We start from the raw sequence: 13,156 nt of genomic DNA on the forward strand, positions 1-13,156 counted from the left end.
AGCTCAGATTTGACTCCCTAATTTATGTCTTTTTTAGCTATCAGCCGTTAGGGGTTAAGGTTTAGTGTATTTGATTTTTTTGCTAAGTGCTAACTGCTAATGGCTAATTGCTTATTTTTGCAACCATGGAAAGCAGGAACATCATTCTAACGCAGGATATCATTCAAAAGAAAATTGAGCGTATCGCATATGAAATCTATGAGCATAACAGCGATGGCACGGATATCATATTAGCGGGTATCTGGGACCGTGGCGTGATCATAGCCCATAAGCTGGCTGCTATCCTCGGACAGATATCCCCCCTGAACATCCATATTATTGAATTACGTCTGGATAAGCAGCATCCCGGTGAAGTAGTGGTATCTGAAGAAATTGACTTCAATAACAAAGTGATAGTGGTGGTGGATGATGTGGCCAACTCCGGCCGCACCATGCTGTACGCCCTGAAACCATTGCTGAAATATCTCCCCAAAAAGATCCAGACGGCCGTGCTGGTAGACCGTAAGCATAAGTCCTTTCCTTTATCCGTTGACTTCGTAGGATATTCACTGGCTACCACCCTGCAGGACATGGTGCTGGTGGAAATGAACGGCGAAGAGATCATCTCCGCTTATTTCGAATAAGGCGTTAAAAATAAACCGCGTGTAATTTCATATTCCCCTTTGAGTTGATTTCAAAGGTGGGGGCGGGAAACTTCAGCATATTCAATACCTGGAATATTACTTTAACACCCTTTTTCCGTGTGGGTATTTTCGTGAAATCCACATCAGGGGAAAGATAAAACTGCCGTACACGCTGTAGTTGACTGTAATCGTGACCGATGCCGCGTTCGTCTGTCCAGGTGTTATCGCGGCCACCCATCATACCCTGTGAGCCATATCCCACGGCAATATTCAGCCATTTGGGGAGCCGGCTTTCTTTCCGGAAGGAGTAGAGGTTTACTGACAGCCAGTAGGTTTGACCGTTATAATCTTTCAGGGTTCTTTCCCAGAAGGTGGTGCCAAAGAGTTGATCTGCCTTGTGCTGTAGTACCGGGTCATCGTAATGTTGCGGATGTGCTGAGAACTTCAGCTGGATGCGTTGTTCATTCCAGGCCAGTTCCTGGCTGATGAGCAGGGCGGAGCCGATGGCATTGGCGCCCATATCACCCCAGGAAAATCCCCATTCAGCCGAGTAGCCATCCAGTGCCTCCACAACGGACTGGTAAGCAAATCCGCTCAGGCCCCCGATCCAGATCTGTTTTTTTCGTGGAAGCCCCGACCAGCGCCACATTTCGCGGCTATATTTACCGATGAAGTAAGCGCTGAAAATATGCCCGGCTTTATCCACCTGGTTCCATTCTCCCATATCATTAAAAAAATGGAATCCCGACCTGGGGTAACCTTTGTACCAGGCGGTATTGAGTGCTGCCAGCCCCGCGCCGTAAAGGGCTGCGGTGGTGCCGCTCAGGATCCATACGCGTGATGGGATGGTGGTATCAGGAATAGTGGAAAAAGGCACCTTTTTTTGTGCCATGCTGCTGAAAAACGGCAGTAACAGGATCAGGATAAGCAGTGGCTTTTTCATGCGGGTGGCTAAACAATACCGGGAATGCTGAAAGGGGGAAATTCCGGAGGAGTCCTTTCTTTCAACATTCCCGGCTTTTATCATCTTTTCAGATGACGGGCTTTATTTCAGTTTCAGATCCTGAATAATGCCATTTATTTTCTGATTCAGTTCAGCGGTCACTTTGTCGTAGTCTCCTGCACTGGCCAGTGGTGCGTTTACGCTGAAGTAGAACTTGATTTTTGGTTCGGTACCGGAGGGACGGGCAGATATTTTGCTGCCATCTTCCAATACAAACTGCAGTACATTGGATTTCGGGAGATCCAGCGCTTTGGTGTCGCCGGTTTTAATATCCCTGATCTGTTGCAGCTGGTAGTCGTACAGCGTTGCTACCGGTGATCCGTTGATGGTAACCGGTGGATTTTCGCGGTATCCGCGCATCATTTCGGCGATTTCTTCCGCGCCTCTCATTCCCTTTTTGGTAATGGAAATCAAACTTTCCATGTAATAGCCATAGCGTACATAGATGTCGATCAGCTGTTCAAACAGGGATTTGCCCTGACTGCGGGCATAGGCCGCCATTTCACAGATCATGGCTACAGAGGCGATGGCATCTTTATCGCGCACATTCTGACCAATCATATAGCCATAGGACTCTTCACCTCCGCAGATGAAGTTTTCCTCCGGCTCTTTACGGCGGATCAGGTCAGCGATCCATTTGAAGCCGGTGAGTACGTTATAGCAGGTAATATTGTTTTTGGCAGCGAATACATCGATCAGGTCGGATGTTACTACTGTTTTGGCAATATAGTCGTTTGCTTTGGCGAGTCCTTTGCTTTTGCGGCTTTCCACGATGTAGTTAAACAGCAGTACGCCGGTTTGGTTACCGTTAAGCAGGATCCACTCTCCTTTGAGGTCTTTCACGGCAATGCCTACACGATCGGCATCGGGGTCGGTACCCAGGAGAATATCGGCATCGAGTTCTTTGGCTTTTTTGAGGCCGAGGCTCATGGCTTCGGATTCTTCCGGGTTAGGGTACACTACGGTGGGGAAATTTCCATCCGGCGTGGCCTGTTCCTGTACAATGGTTACATTGGTAAAGCCGTATTGTTCCAGCAGCTGGGGCACCTGGGTGATACCGGTACCGTGAATAGGTGTGTATACTATTTTAAGGTCGTGCTGTTGTTTGTTGATATCGGGATTGATGGACAGGCTGAGCAGTTCCTTGCGGTAAGCTTCGTCTATTTCCTGGCCGATGAGGGTGATATTGGCTTCACCACCGGTCCATTTTACCTCATCCGGGGAGGCGATGTTCTCTACTTCACGGATCACGTTGTTATCGTGGGGCGGCACCAGCTGTGCGCCGTCGTTCCAGTAGGCTTTGTAGCCGTTGTATTCCTTCGGGTTGTGGGAGGCGGTGAGTACCACACCACCCTGGCAACGCAGGTGACGGATGGTAAAAGACAGTTCCGGTGTGGGACGCAGGCTTTCAAAAAGAAATACCTTAATGTCGTTGGCGGCAAAAACGTTGGCAACGGTTTCTGCGAAAAAGCGGGCATTGTTGCGGCTGTCGTGTGCAATGGCTACCTTAATTTCGCCGGTAAAGGTTTTTTTGAGGTAATTGGCGAAGCCCTGGGTGGCCATTCCAAGAGTATATTTATTCATGCGGTTGGTGCCAACGCCCATGATGCCCCTGAGGCCACCGGTACCAAATTCGAGGTTACGGTAAAAGGCGTCGTTGAGGTCATCAAGGTTTCCTTCCTGCATTTTCTTCAGTGTGGCAACGGTTTCAGCGTCGTAATTACCGTTGAGCCATTGCGCTACTTTGTTTTGAATATTTATATCCATGGTCTTTTTTTTGTGAGCCGTAAATGCTAAAATGGATTGTAAAGTAAAAATAAAAAAATGAATGTTGGAAATTACGGATTTCAAAATACATTGAAAATCCCTTGTATTGGTTAATTTTGCGGCCATGAGGCGGTATGAAGATACTTATAAACAAAAAGGATTACGTAAACAGTTAGTCGATAGTATCCGTCAGAAAGGTATTACAGATGAAAACGTACTGGCAGCTATTGGCAATATTCCCAGGCATTTTTTCCTGGATACGGCTTTTGAGAGTATAGCCTACGACGACCGGGCCTTCCCTATCGGGGAGGGGCAAACCATTTCACAGCCGTATACGGTAGCCTATCAAACGCAGCTACTGGAGGTAAAACCTTATGAAAAAGTACTGGAGATAGGGACTGGCAGCGCCTACCAGGCCTGCGTACTGGCCGAGCTGAAAGCCAATGTATATACGATAGAACGGCAACGGAAGCTGTTTGACCAGGTGAAAAGTTTTCCTTTCAAAGCCCAATATCGCAATCTTCGTTTCTTTTACGGGGATGGTTATGAGGGATTGTCGACCTATGCGCCCTTTGATAAGGTGCTGGTAACAGCGGCCGCTCCGCATATCCCTGAAAAATTACTGCAACAGATGAAGATCGGCGGCAAAATGGTGATTCCCGTGGGCGGACAGGATGTACAACGTATGCTGCGGATCACCAGGATCAGCGAAACGGAGACTGAACAAGAGCTGTTTGACAACTTCTCTTTTGTTCCCATGCTGGCCGGAAAAAAATAATGCAGGGGTGATGATACCCCTGCACTGATATGATCCTGCCTGATTTTATTAAAGCCGTCCGGCGCCCTCCCTGGGCTTTTCTTCTTCCTGTTTTTCTTCTTCTTCCTGTGGTTTCTTTTTCTTAAAGAGGTTCGGGTCCATTTTGCCAAAGCGGTAACGCACATTCAGCCGGATGAAGCGGGTAGCCCTTTTACGGTCGTAGTCCTGGATGAAGGTATTTGTTTCGTAATGTGAGCTGAACTGCTGTGTATTCAACAGATCCGAGATATTGAGGGCCACTACCAGCGATTTGTTCAGCAATTCCTTGCGGATTCCCAAATCAATGCCATTCATGGCCTTGAAGGTTCCCTGGGGCTGAATGCGGGGAGAGCGGAAATGACCGCCGAGTTCCACACTAAACTTACCGGGTAAACGAAATTGTGTATTTCCATTTAACCCGTAGCTGAAGTTTTCGTTATTGACGGCGATGCTGGTAAGCTTGCTGTACTCCACATTCAGGTTGGCCCATACTTTCCACCATTTGGTAAGATTCAGGCTGTAAGAAACATTACCGCCCATATTCTGCTGGGTGGCCAGGTTCATGGGTTTGGTAGTGGTAACGCCGGAAATAGTGTCCAGTGTGCTGATACGGTCGATATTATCGTTTGTTTGCGCGAAATACGTACTGGTGCTCAGGTAATTATTGGACGACGGGTAGTATACCGAGTAGCTGACCTCAAACTTATGCGACAGTGCCGGCTGCAGCTCCGGGTTGCCGGTACGGATATTCTGCGGGTCGGAGTTGTTGATATAGGGCAGCAACTGATCAAAGTTGGGCCGGTCTATCCGGGTGGAATAGTTGAATACCAGGCTTTGGTTCTGGTTCTTCGGCATATTATATTTCAGGAATATACTTGGAAACAGGTTAAAGAAGCGGTTATTCACCGTGGTATCTTTTGTAAACGAGTATCCTTTGAGCTGCGATTGTTCTGCGCGCACGCCTATCTGGTAACCGAGGTTGCCGATGGCATTGGCGAAGTTGAGATAGCCTGCATAAATGTCTTCTTCATAATCATATTTATTCGACAGGGTAGGGCTGATCACATAATCCTTGTCGTCCCAGTCGAACAGCGTAGCCACGTAATTATTGTCGATATGCCGCATAGTAGCTTTCACGCCTGCTTCCAGCTTACCTTTCTTTCCAAGTGGGGAAGTGTAGTCTGATTGCAGGTTCCAGAAGCGGTTACCATTTTTCCCTTTATTGCTTTGTTTGTCGGCGTTGGGAAGTGTATCTACTGATGCAATGTGATATTGGGTATTGTAGTTACTGCCGCTGCTGCTGTTATTACCGCTGTAGCTGATGTAAGCCGTGAGTTCCTGGTTGGGCTTTTCAAAGGTGTGTTTATAACTGAGATTGGTATTTTTATTATTGCTGCGGTTGTAGCTGTTGTTGGCGCGCTCTCCGTTACGCAGGGATTCCATTTTCTGGTCCATGTAGTTCAGGAGGATATTATCTTCATTTTGGCTGTGGCCAAAGTTAAGTCCCTGCGACAGTGTGAAGGTATTGTGATCATCCATGAAGTAATCGAATCCGAAGCGGCCGCCGTTATTGGTGTTCCTGTTTTCATTTTTACTGTTCTGGGAGAAGAACCAGGTATTGCTGCTGTCTGCTACCAGGTTTTGGCGGAAGCTTTTCCCGCTGCCGTTTACCTGTTCGTAGCGACCGTTGTAGTTGCCGAAGAAATTGAACCGTTTCATGCGCAGGCTTGCATTGGCGCTTCCGAAGCCTTCCCCGCGGGTGGCGCCGCCCACGTTGAACATTACGTTATAGCCGATTGCTTTATCTTTTTTCAGTACGATGTTGATAATACCGCCGCTGCCGTTGGCTTCAAATTTCGCAGAGGGATTGTTGATGACTTCCACGTGATCGATGCTTTCCGCGGGAATCATTTGCAGGGCTGTTTTAGCATCCCCGAAAGGAGAGGGTTTACCATCTACATAAATAGTAACACTTTTACCACGGAGCGTAATATTATCATCGATGTCCACATCCACGCTGGGAATGTTTTTTAGTATATCCGTTCCCGTTCCCCCTTCTGCGTTGATCATGTTACCGGCATCAAATACCTGCCGGTCTATTTGCATGGAGAACGCTGGTTTTTCTGCTTTGATTTCCACCGCATTCAGCACTTTACCGGCGGATTGCAGGCGAAGTGTGCCGGCCAGTGTATTTTTTCCTGCTGTTACCCGCACTGCCTTTTCCAGTTTTTCGTATCCCATAAAGGTGATGCGGACAACATAGATGCCGGGTGTGACATTATTGAGTGAAAATGTACCGGCGGGTGTGGTGTAAGCGCCGGTAACCATGGAAGAATCGGCTTGATTTAGCAGTACCACGGAAGCGTATTCAATGGGTTTCCCGGTAACAATATCTACTACCTTTCCTGTTACCTTCAGGCTGGCAGGGATGGGCGTTTGTGCGTTAACGTTATACGACACAACAAACAGCACGACCATGAGTGAAAAAAGATTTCGCATGCGTGGACTTAGCAACTTTAATAATGATACAACAACAGCGTAAAAGTAATAGGCGTATGTGTAAACATTCACGAAATATGATGAGTGGTAGCTAAAAAAACATGGCCGGCAGAGTGTTGTAACACTACTAACCGGCCTGTGGTTTGCATTCACCTTCTTTAATATGTTTTTTAGAAACTCTGCATGGGATCGCCCATCTGCGTATCGTTTCCGGAGTCTTTTCTTTTCTTTTTAAACAGCGATGCATCAAATTTACCGAAGCGGTAGCTGAAGTTGAGTTTCAGTATCCTGGATTCACGTTTGCGGATATAATCCTGTGCAAACTCCGGTGATGCCTGGTTCAGCTCATACTGACGGGTATTGAAAATATCGGATAAGCTGAGTGTTAAAGAAGCTGCTTTATTTTTCAGGAAATCTTTTTTCACTGCCAGGTCTACTGTGCTGAAGCCTTTGATGGTGCCTTGTGCGGAGCTGGGGATCTGGTTAAATCCACCGCCTCCGCCACCACGGCCGCCTCCGCCACCACCGCCGGATGAGGGCAGCGCAATGGTGGGCGCCTGGTAAGTGGCATTTACCTGCACCGTGAAGTTGGCCGGTAATTTTGTTTCAGAGTTTATTTTGGCAAACCAGCTGAAGCCGTTATTATCATAGTTCTGGCCATTGGCGTTTACCTTCATATCTGTTTGATAGAAGTTCACGTTACTGGTGAGATCCCATCCTTTCAGGATTTGATTCTTCATGGTCAGCTCAGCACCATAGGAATTGCTCCTGTTGGCATTGATGTATTGTGTGAGCAGCGTATCCGCACCGATGGGCGTGCTGATGGTGGAAATCATGTCGTTGGTATTCCTGAAATACACGCTGCCGAGGAAGTTGCTGTTAGCCCAGTTTTTTACATATGAAAATTCAAAGCTGTTGGTATATTCCGGTTTCAGGTTGGGATTACCTTCCCGCTGATTCTGCGGATCGCTGTAATCGCGGTAAGGAATCAGCTGGAAGAAATTGGGCCTGTTTACACGGCGGGAATAATTCAGCTGCAGTTCCTGATCGTTCTTTAATTTTTCGGAGAGGAAGAGGCTGGGAAATAATCCTGGTACCGCTTTGGTGGGTTTATACTTAGTGCCTTCATTTTCGCCTGCATACACATATTGTTCCACACGTAAGCCTGCCTGGTAGCCGAAGTTGCCAATGGTGTTGGCGAAGTTGGCGTAACCGGCATAGATCTCTTCGTTGTATTTATAATTGTTGGAGAGCTGCGGATTGTTGATAAACTCGCCGGTAGTGGTATCCCTGTCGTATACGTTGTATAGACTGGTATAATCGCGTAAAGTAGCTTTGGCGCCTACTTCCAGCTTACCGTTCTTTCCGATGGGATTGGTGTAATCTGTTTGGAAAGTAACAAAAGTGGTTTTACCGTTGGTGGTGTTATTTTGCAGCAATGCCTGTCCGAGCGGTGATCCATCGGCGTTTTGCGCCTGTGTGAGATAGTCGCCGTTGCGGTTGTTTTTGCTGTTGTTATAATTGATATCAGCGGTCCATTCTTTATTCGGCTGTGCAAAGGTATGTTTGAAACTCAGTGCAGTGGTGTAGTTGCGGAAGCTGAAGTTATTATTGTTCAGGCGGTCGCTGATCCCGGTTACCACGTGATTCTTGTCGGAGAAGGTGCTTCGCAGGTCTTCATTGTTTTTAAAATCGCCGGCTACAATATTTTGTGAGATAGAGATGGTGTTCCTGTTATCGAGCATATAGTCCAGTCCGAACCGTCCGAATTGAAATGTTGGTTTGCTGGTGCTGTTGCTGTTCTGGAAGAGGAAGTTGGTGTCTGCCTTTTGACCGTTGCTGTAGTTGCTGCGGCTGGTAGTACCATCTGCCCAGTTCTGATTGGCATTGATATTATAGTTGGCGAACACATTGAATTTGCCTTGCCGGATATTAATATTGCCACCGCCGTTATATTTGTTACCGGTACCAATACCTGCGTTCACAGCGCCATTGAAGCCGGCTTTGCGGTTTTTCTTCAGTACAATATTCAGTATGCCGGACATACCTTCCGCATCATATTTTGCAGAGGGGTTGGTAACAAGTTCAATACTTTCTATAGCATCTGCGGGTATCTGATCGAGGGTAAGTGTAGAAGGTTTACCATCTACAAAGATGTTGGGAGAAGCATTACGCACGGTAACATTTCCATCGAGGTCTACATTCACGGAAGGTACGCTTTTGAGTACATCCTGTGCTGTTCCGCCAACGGAGGTGAGATTCCTGTCTACATTAAATATTTTTTTATCGATACCCATGGCGAAGGCACTTTTTTGCCCGGTAACTTCCACGCTTTGCAGTGTTTTTACATTCTGTTGCATTTTGATATTGCCGAGATCCTGTTCTGTAGCCTGCGGGGTGATGATTACTTTTTTCTGCATGCTGGTGTAGCCCATGAAGTTGACGCGCAGTATCATGGGGCCGAATGGCAGGCTTTCGAGGCTGAAGTCGCCATTGGGTTTGGTGAGCATACCTGTCACCAGTGAGGAATCTTTCTGCCTTAATAAAGTAACAGAAGCATATTCTATTGGTTTCCCTGTTTTTGCATCCACCAGTTTGCCATAAAGATGGCCAATCTGGGGCATGTTAGGTCTTCCCTGTTGTCCCTGTCCTTGTCCCTGCCGCGGGGCTGTGGCTCCAGGCGCCTGTGCAAAGGTGTGCGCCTGCAACAAAAGTATACCAGCAAGAACTGCGTAGCATTTTTTCATCCTTATCGTTTTTTATCCGGACTTTCTTCTCAGATAAGGACAAATGTATCGGGGTACAGGTATGAATGGTTTAAGATTGTGATGAGTGGAATTATTATGCGCAGGAAATTGCAAATATAAGCGCTAAGAGGTCTTAACAGTAGTTAACAGAGCTGTGTTTCAGCGGATTACCAAAGGGTGATGACCATACAAATTAACCCGGTAATCAGTCCGCTGATGGCGCCGAGGAGTTTGAAACTTTTTAGTTCCCTGCTGAGGAGGTTATGTGTAATGGTTTCCAGTTGTGCTGCAGAGATACCTGCAATTTTCTGTGATATCATTTTTTCCAGGTTCAAGTCCTGTTCCACGTTATCGAGGTATTGGCGGATCAGCACGGGAAAGAGGGTGTCCAGTTCTGCTACCAGGTGGGTTTTTATCTGGTTAACAATACTATCGCCAATGAACATGGACAGTACGGGCATTGCTTTGGGGAGCCGTTCCCGCAGGAAGCTGTCCAGGTGCGCTTCTACCAGTGGAATAATTTTTTTGATCTTTTCCGGATCTGTCATTTTTGTTTTGATATCCTCAAAGGAAAACTGTTGCGCTACCAGTGTTCCGATGCTGTTGGCGAGGTGTGTTTGTCGTTTTGGAAACAATCCCTGCAGGGTGATAAAGCCGATTTTAACGGGTTTATACGGGCGGAAAAGCAGGGTAAGCGCCAGGCTATTGAGTAACCAACCGATGACAGCAGCGATGAGGGGAAGGAAAAAGATCATTGAATGAATTGATTTTCAGCTATTACAAATGTAAAAAATTGGGAGTCAATAAGTAAATGATTTTTTTGTTTTAGACAAAAGAGCCTTGTTGGAATAGGTTGAGGAGACCGTTGCGGAACCATAACGGCATTTCGTCAGGGGGGATGTGAAAAGTTATGAGATCGTCCTTTTTGGTAGCCAGATGCAGGGCTAATTCTTCAGAAGAGTCGAGAACGATAAGGTCGTCCATTAGGTTAAAGTGTTGGTTTAATTTATAGAGATTACCATAATAATTCTTTTCAATTTCATAAACAGGGACATTGTGACCGCCATTCATAGCGCGTTTAAATACTCTATCCAGTGATATTTCAAGTGTTGCTAATCCCATGAAGAGCATGTTAATCCGGTATTTCTCTTTTTTAAAGGTACGTATCAATGACCAGCTATCTTCCTCCGTAAAATGCCCTTCATATACAAAATCTTCATTGTGCTCAAGTGCGGAGTTATACTGCCACTCGAAGGTTTGATCGACATATTCATCTGCTAGCCTGCCAGCTTCTTTGTATGAACAGCCCCAGTTGTTTCCGAAATTCTAATTGTTTTAGGGACTTTAGCTTGTCGCCATCAAAAGGGGAATGCTTTTTTATTAATTCTGTGGGTAACAAATCAGGGCCCGGCCGAAGATTTGCCGGCGCCATTGGAGCCTGCAATAATATACAATGTTGGCACTAGTTATGTTTGGAATTAAGCCTTTTCCTGATCTGATCTGCCTGTTGTTGCGACAATTCGCTCTCAATAATAAAGTCGTTCAGTTTACGGGAGACTGAAACGATTTTCATTTTGCCATCCGGGTATTCCATATAGTATTTACCTTTTGGCAGGCTTTTATGATAGATCATGAACGGGTTGCCTTGTAATAAGGTTTCATCCCGTAGTTTTTTAACTGCAGTCTGTGCTCTTTTCTCTATTTCTGTCAATGGCCTTATCATATGATTAATTTCACGTCAACGAATTTAAAATAAAAAAATTAAAGACGAAGAATCCGAAGGATATACAAATAAAAAAAGGCTTCTTTTTACAGAAGCCTTTTTCGTTTTTTGGGTGATTGAAGGGTTTCGAACCCTCGACCCTCAGAACCACAATCTGATGCTCTAACCAACTGAGCTACAACCACCGTTTTATCTTTAGTTTCGTATTATTTCGTTGTTGGGAGTGCAAAGATAAGTGAAACTATTTTTAAATTCCAAATACTTCAGAAAAAAAATTTTCAAGGGATTATATATTGATCATATTCTGCAGATGAAACCCAATATTACAATCGTTTTCATTTGTTAAAAAGGGGCGGTCTTAACATTAACAAGCGGCACTATTGGAACTTACAGAAAAGGTGTATCTTTGCGCACTTTCCCATTCCATTCCCATTTTTATAAGTGATTAATAATCAGTAGGATGTTATTTTACGGCATCAAAGAAATCCCTGATTTCAGGCAATTTAGTGTCCTTAGTCCGGATAAGTTAACCAAGACAGGAAATATTTAACAAAATCCCTTTTACTACTGACTAAAAACAAAACAAGTATTTAATATTTAACTGTATATACATATGGATCAGCTTAAACTGAAGTTGCAGGAGTACTATCAGCGTTACCAGCAAATGGACCAACGGGTGAAGCCTGGAAAGGAGGAGCCTGGTTTTGAGGACGTGCTGGACATGGAAAACGATATTCTTTCACAATTTGGATTGCCTACATCCCGGCGTTTTGTGCAGATACTGCATGATTTCGTGCATCATGGTCATGTGAGTGACCAGTTACTGGATTATGTGAGTAAAAAACTACGTACGGCCGCACGTAAGTATCTGTTGGCGCCTGTTATGTCGGACATTGATTTACTGGAAAGCGCCCGCGAACAAAAACGCAGCGCATATGATGTGTTGCCCGAACTGGGCTACCCGGCACACGAATACGCCTTATTCCTCATCGGAGAGCTTTTTTACCGCCGCAATATGGCTGCCGGTGATATCCTCGATGAATTGAAAAAGATGCAGCATTTTGATAGCTGGAACGACCTGATGCTGCTGAGTAAAATACATAATCATACTACCCACGAACTGTACACCAAACTGAAGAAACATGAACTGCGCTTTATTGATGAGTTCATTCAGTTTACCCGCCGCCAGGAACCGTCCAGGCTGGTGAATAAACGTGCTACGCCGTTGGAAGATGGTTATACGCCCAACTATAAAACCATTACCAAAGTACAGGTAGAAGATATCATCTTTGATGAACAAACTACGCCAAGCCTGTTTGGTAAAATAAAGAGTGGCAGGGGATATGCCCGCATCACTATCAGCCTGGAATTTTCAGAGCTGAACCAGATCCTTATGAGCAGTGATGAACTGGGTGTTGAAATCAGCAATCATATTAAAAAGCGCCTGGCCAATCCGGCTGCAGAGAAACCAACGGTAATAGATATACGTGCCGAATTCGGCGATGTGCTGAAACTGGATAACTGCTACCTGGAAGTGTATAAACCCCAGCACAGGGAAGGCAATAAATGGGTAGAAGATAAAGACCACTTCTACTTCGTGGATAAAATTCTTACTAAAAAAGAATTTGAAAAGAGAACCAAAGAAGCAGAAGTAAAACGTAAAATACAGGAATGCCTGGAACTGATCGGCGGCTCTTATGTATATTACCAGCGCCTTCGCCGTTTGGGCATCACCGACGAGGAAGCCAAACTGCGCGCAGGTTTGCAGGACGAGCTGTTGTTCAAGTTATCGTACTTCCTTAACAAGGTAAAAGAATAAAGCGAATTTTGTCTTTCCCGCTGATTACGCTGATTATGCTGATTTTTGGGATTTGACCACTTGGGATTTTAACTGATTTGGGGAGATATAAGCGGATATTTTTGCTTATATCTCCCCAGTTTTTTTAATCCTTTATAAAATCAAAAAAGTAAAATCAAGGGAATCAGCATAATCAGCGT

10 protein-coding genes and 1 tRNA gene are annotated in these 13,156 nt (G+C 45.5%); 3 read left to right on the forward strand and 8 right to left on the reverse strand.

Features of this window, described 5'->3' with window-relative positions; genetic code table 11:
- The first annotated feature begins 125 nt into the window (after positions 1-125).
- A complete protein-coding gene (locus QFZ51_RS12115) occupies positions 126-623 on the forward strand; it encodes a phosphoribosyltransferase family protein (RefSeq protein WP_370912661.1) in 498 nt (165 codons plus the stop codon).
- Between the two features lie 4 nt (positions 624-627).
- On the opposite strand, the gene QFZ51_RS12120 is transcribed toward QFZ51_RS12115, so the two are convergent.
- Both QFZ51_RS12120 and QFZ51_RS12125 read right to left on the reverse strand, forming a co-directional pair.
- Positions 628-1,566, reverse strand: a complete 939-nt coding sequence (locus tag QFZ51_RS12120) for a DUF2279 domain-containing protein (RefSeq protein WP_429046121.1) — start codon at positions 1,564-1,566, stop codon at positions 628-630.
- Positions 1,567-1,668: 102 nt separating this feature from the next.
- On the reverse strand, positions 1,669-3,393 hold the full coding sequence (locus QFZ51_RS12125; RefSeq protein WP_429046122.1) for a phospho-sugar mutase: 1,725 nt from the start codon (positions 3,391-3,393) through the stop codon (positions 1,669-1,671).
- Positions 3,394-3,517: 124 nt separating this feature from the next.
- On the opposite strand from QFZ51_RS12125, the gene QFZ51_RS12130 reads away from it, so the two are divergent.
- Positions 3,518-4,171 (forward strand): protein-L-isoaspartate(D-aspartate) O-methyltransferase, encoded by a 654-nt coding sequence (locus QFZ51_RS12130; protein ID WP_429046124.1) that lies wholly within the window; start codon positions 3,518-3,520, stop codon positions 4,169-4,171.
- Positions 4,172-4,219: 48 nt separating this feature from the next.
- On the opposite strand, the gene QFZ51_RS12135 is transcribed toward QFZ51_RS12130, so the two are convergent.
- From QFZ51_RS12135 to QFZ51_RS12160, 6 genes are all read right to left on the reverse strand, one after another.
- Positions 4,220-6,688, reverse strand: a complete 2,469-nt coding sequence (locus QFZ51_RS12135) for an outer membrane beta-barrel protein (protein WP_429046126.1) — start codon at positions 6,686-6,688, stop codon at positions 4,220-4,222.
- 170 nt (positions 6,689-6,858) lie between these two features.
- A complete protein-coding gene (locus tag QFZ51_RS12140; protein WP_429046127.1) occupies positions 6,859-9,435 on the reverse strand; it encodes a TonB-dependent receptor domain-containing protein in 2,577 nt (858 codons plus the stop codon).
- Positions 9,436-9,602: 167 nt separating this feature from the next.
- Positions 9,603-10,190 (reverse strand): DUF445 domain-containing protein, encoded by a 588-nt coding sequence (locus tag QFZ51_RS12145; protein WP_429046129.1) that lies wholly within the window; start codon positions 10,188-10,190, stop codon positions 9,603-9,605.
- A 70-nt stretch (positions 10,191-10,260) separates the two neighbouring features.
- Positions 10,261-10,557, reverse strand: coding sequence for a hypothetical protein (locus QFZ51_RS12150; protein ID WP_429046131.1), 297 nt, complete (start codon positions 10,555-10,557; stop codon positions 10,261-10,263).
- Positions 10,558-10,897: 340 nt separating this feature from the next.
- Complete coding sequence (locus tag QFZ51_RS12155) at positions 10,898-11,158, reverse strand: hypothetical protein (protein WP_429046133.1); 261 nt, start codon at positions 11,156-11,158, stop codon at positions 10,898-10,900.
- A gap of 111 nt (positions 11,159-11,269) precedes the next feature.
- Positions 11,270-11,343, reverse strand: a tRNA-His gene (locus QFZ51_RS12160).
- Between the two features lie 428 nt (positions 11,344-11,771).
- On the opposite strand from QFZ51_RS12160, the gene QFZ51_RS12165 reads away from it, so the two are divergent.
- Positions 11,772-12,977 carry a hypothetical protein gene (locus tag QFZ51_RS12165; protein ID WP_370912652.1) on the forward strand — a complete coding sequence of 402 codons (1,206 nt, stop codon included), beginning with the start codon at positions 11,772-11,774 and terminating at the stop codon, positions 12,975-12,977.
- The last annotated feature ends 179 nt before the right edge of the window (positions 12,978-13,156 follow it).

It is taken from the genome of Chitinophaga sp. W3I9 (assembly GCF_050434025.1).
Taxonomy (GTDB): Bacteria; Bacteroidota; Bacteroidia; order Chitinophagales; family Chitinophagaceae; genus Chitinophaga.

Excerpts from the sequence above, each read along its gene's own strand:
- QFZ51_RS12115 (WP_370912661.1), top strand. The coding sequence starts at position 126 with ATGGAAAGCAGGAACATCATTCTAACGCAGGATATCATTCAAAAGAAA.
- QFZ51_RS12120 (WP_429046121.1), bottom strand. The coding sequence starts at position 1,566 with ATGAAAAAGCCACTGCTTATCCTGATCCTGTTACTGCCGTTTTTCAGC.
- QFZ51_RS12125 (WP_429046122.1), bottom strand. The coding sequence starts at position 3,393 with ATGGATATAAATATTCAAAACAAAGTAGCGCAATGGCTCAACGGTAAT.
- QFZ51_RS12130 (WP_429046124.1), top strand. The coding sequence starts at position 3,518 with ATGAGGCGGTATGAAGATACTTATAAACAAAAAGGATTACGTAAACAG.
- QFZ51_RS12135 (WP_429046126.1), bottom strand. The coding sequence starts at position 6,688 with ATGCGAAATCTTTTTTCACTCATGGTCGTGCTGTTTGTTGTGTCGTAT.
- QFZ51_RS12140 (WP_429046127.1), bottom strand. The coding sequence starts at position 9,435 with ATGAAAAAATGCTACGCAGTTCTTGCTGGTATACTTTTGTTGCAGGCG.
- QFZ51_RS12145 (WP_429046129.1), bottom strand. The coding sequence starts at position 10,190 with ATGATCTTTTTCCTTCCCCTCATCGCTGCTGTCATCGGTTGGTTACTC.
- QFZ51_RS12150 (WP_429046131.1), bottom strand. The coding sequence starts at position 10,557 with ATGGGATTAGCAACACTTGAAATATCACTGGATAGAGTATTTAAACGC.
- QFZ51_RS12155 (WP_429046133.1), bottom strand. The coding sequence starts at position 11,158 with ATGATAAGGCCATTGACAGAAATAGAGAAAAGAGCACAGACTGCAGTT.
- QFZ51_RS12165 (WP_370912652.1), top strand. The coding sequence starts at position 11,772 with ATGGATCAGCTTAAACTGAAGTTGCAGGAGTACTATCAGCGTTACCAG.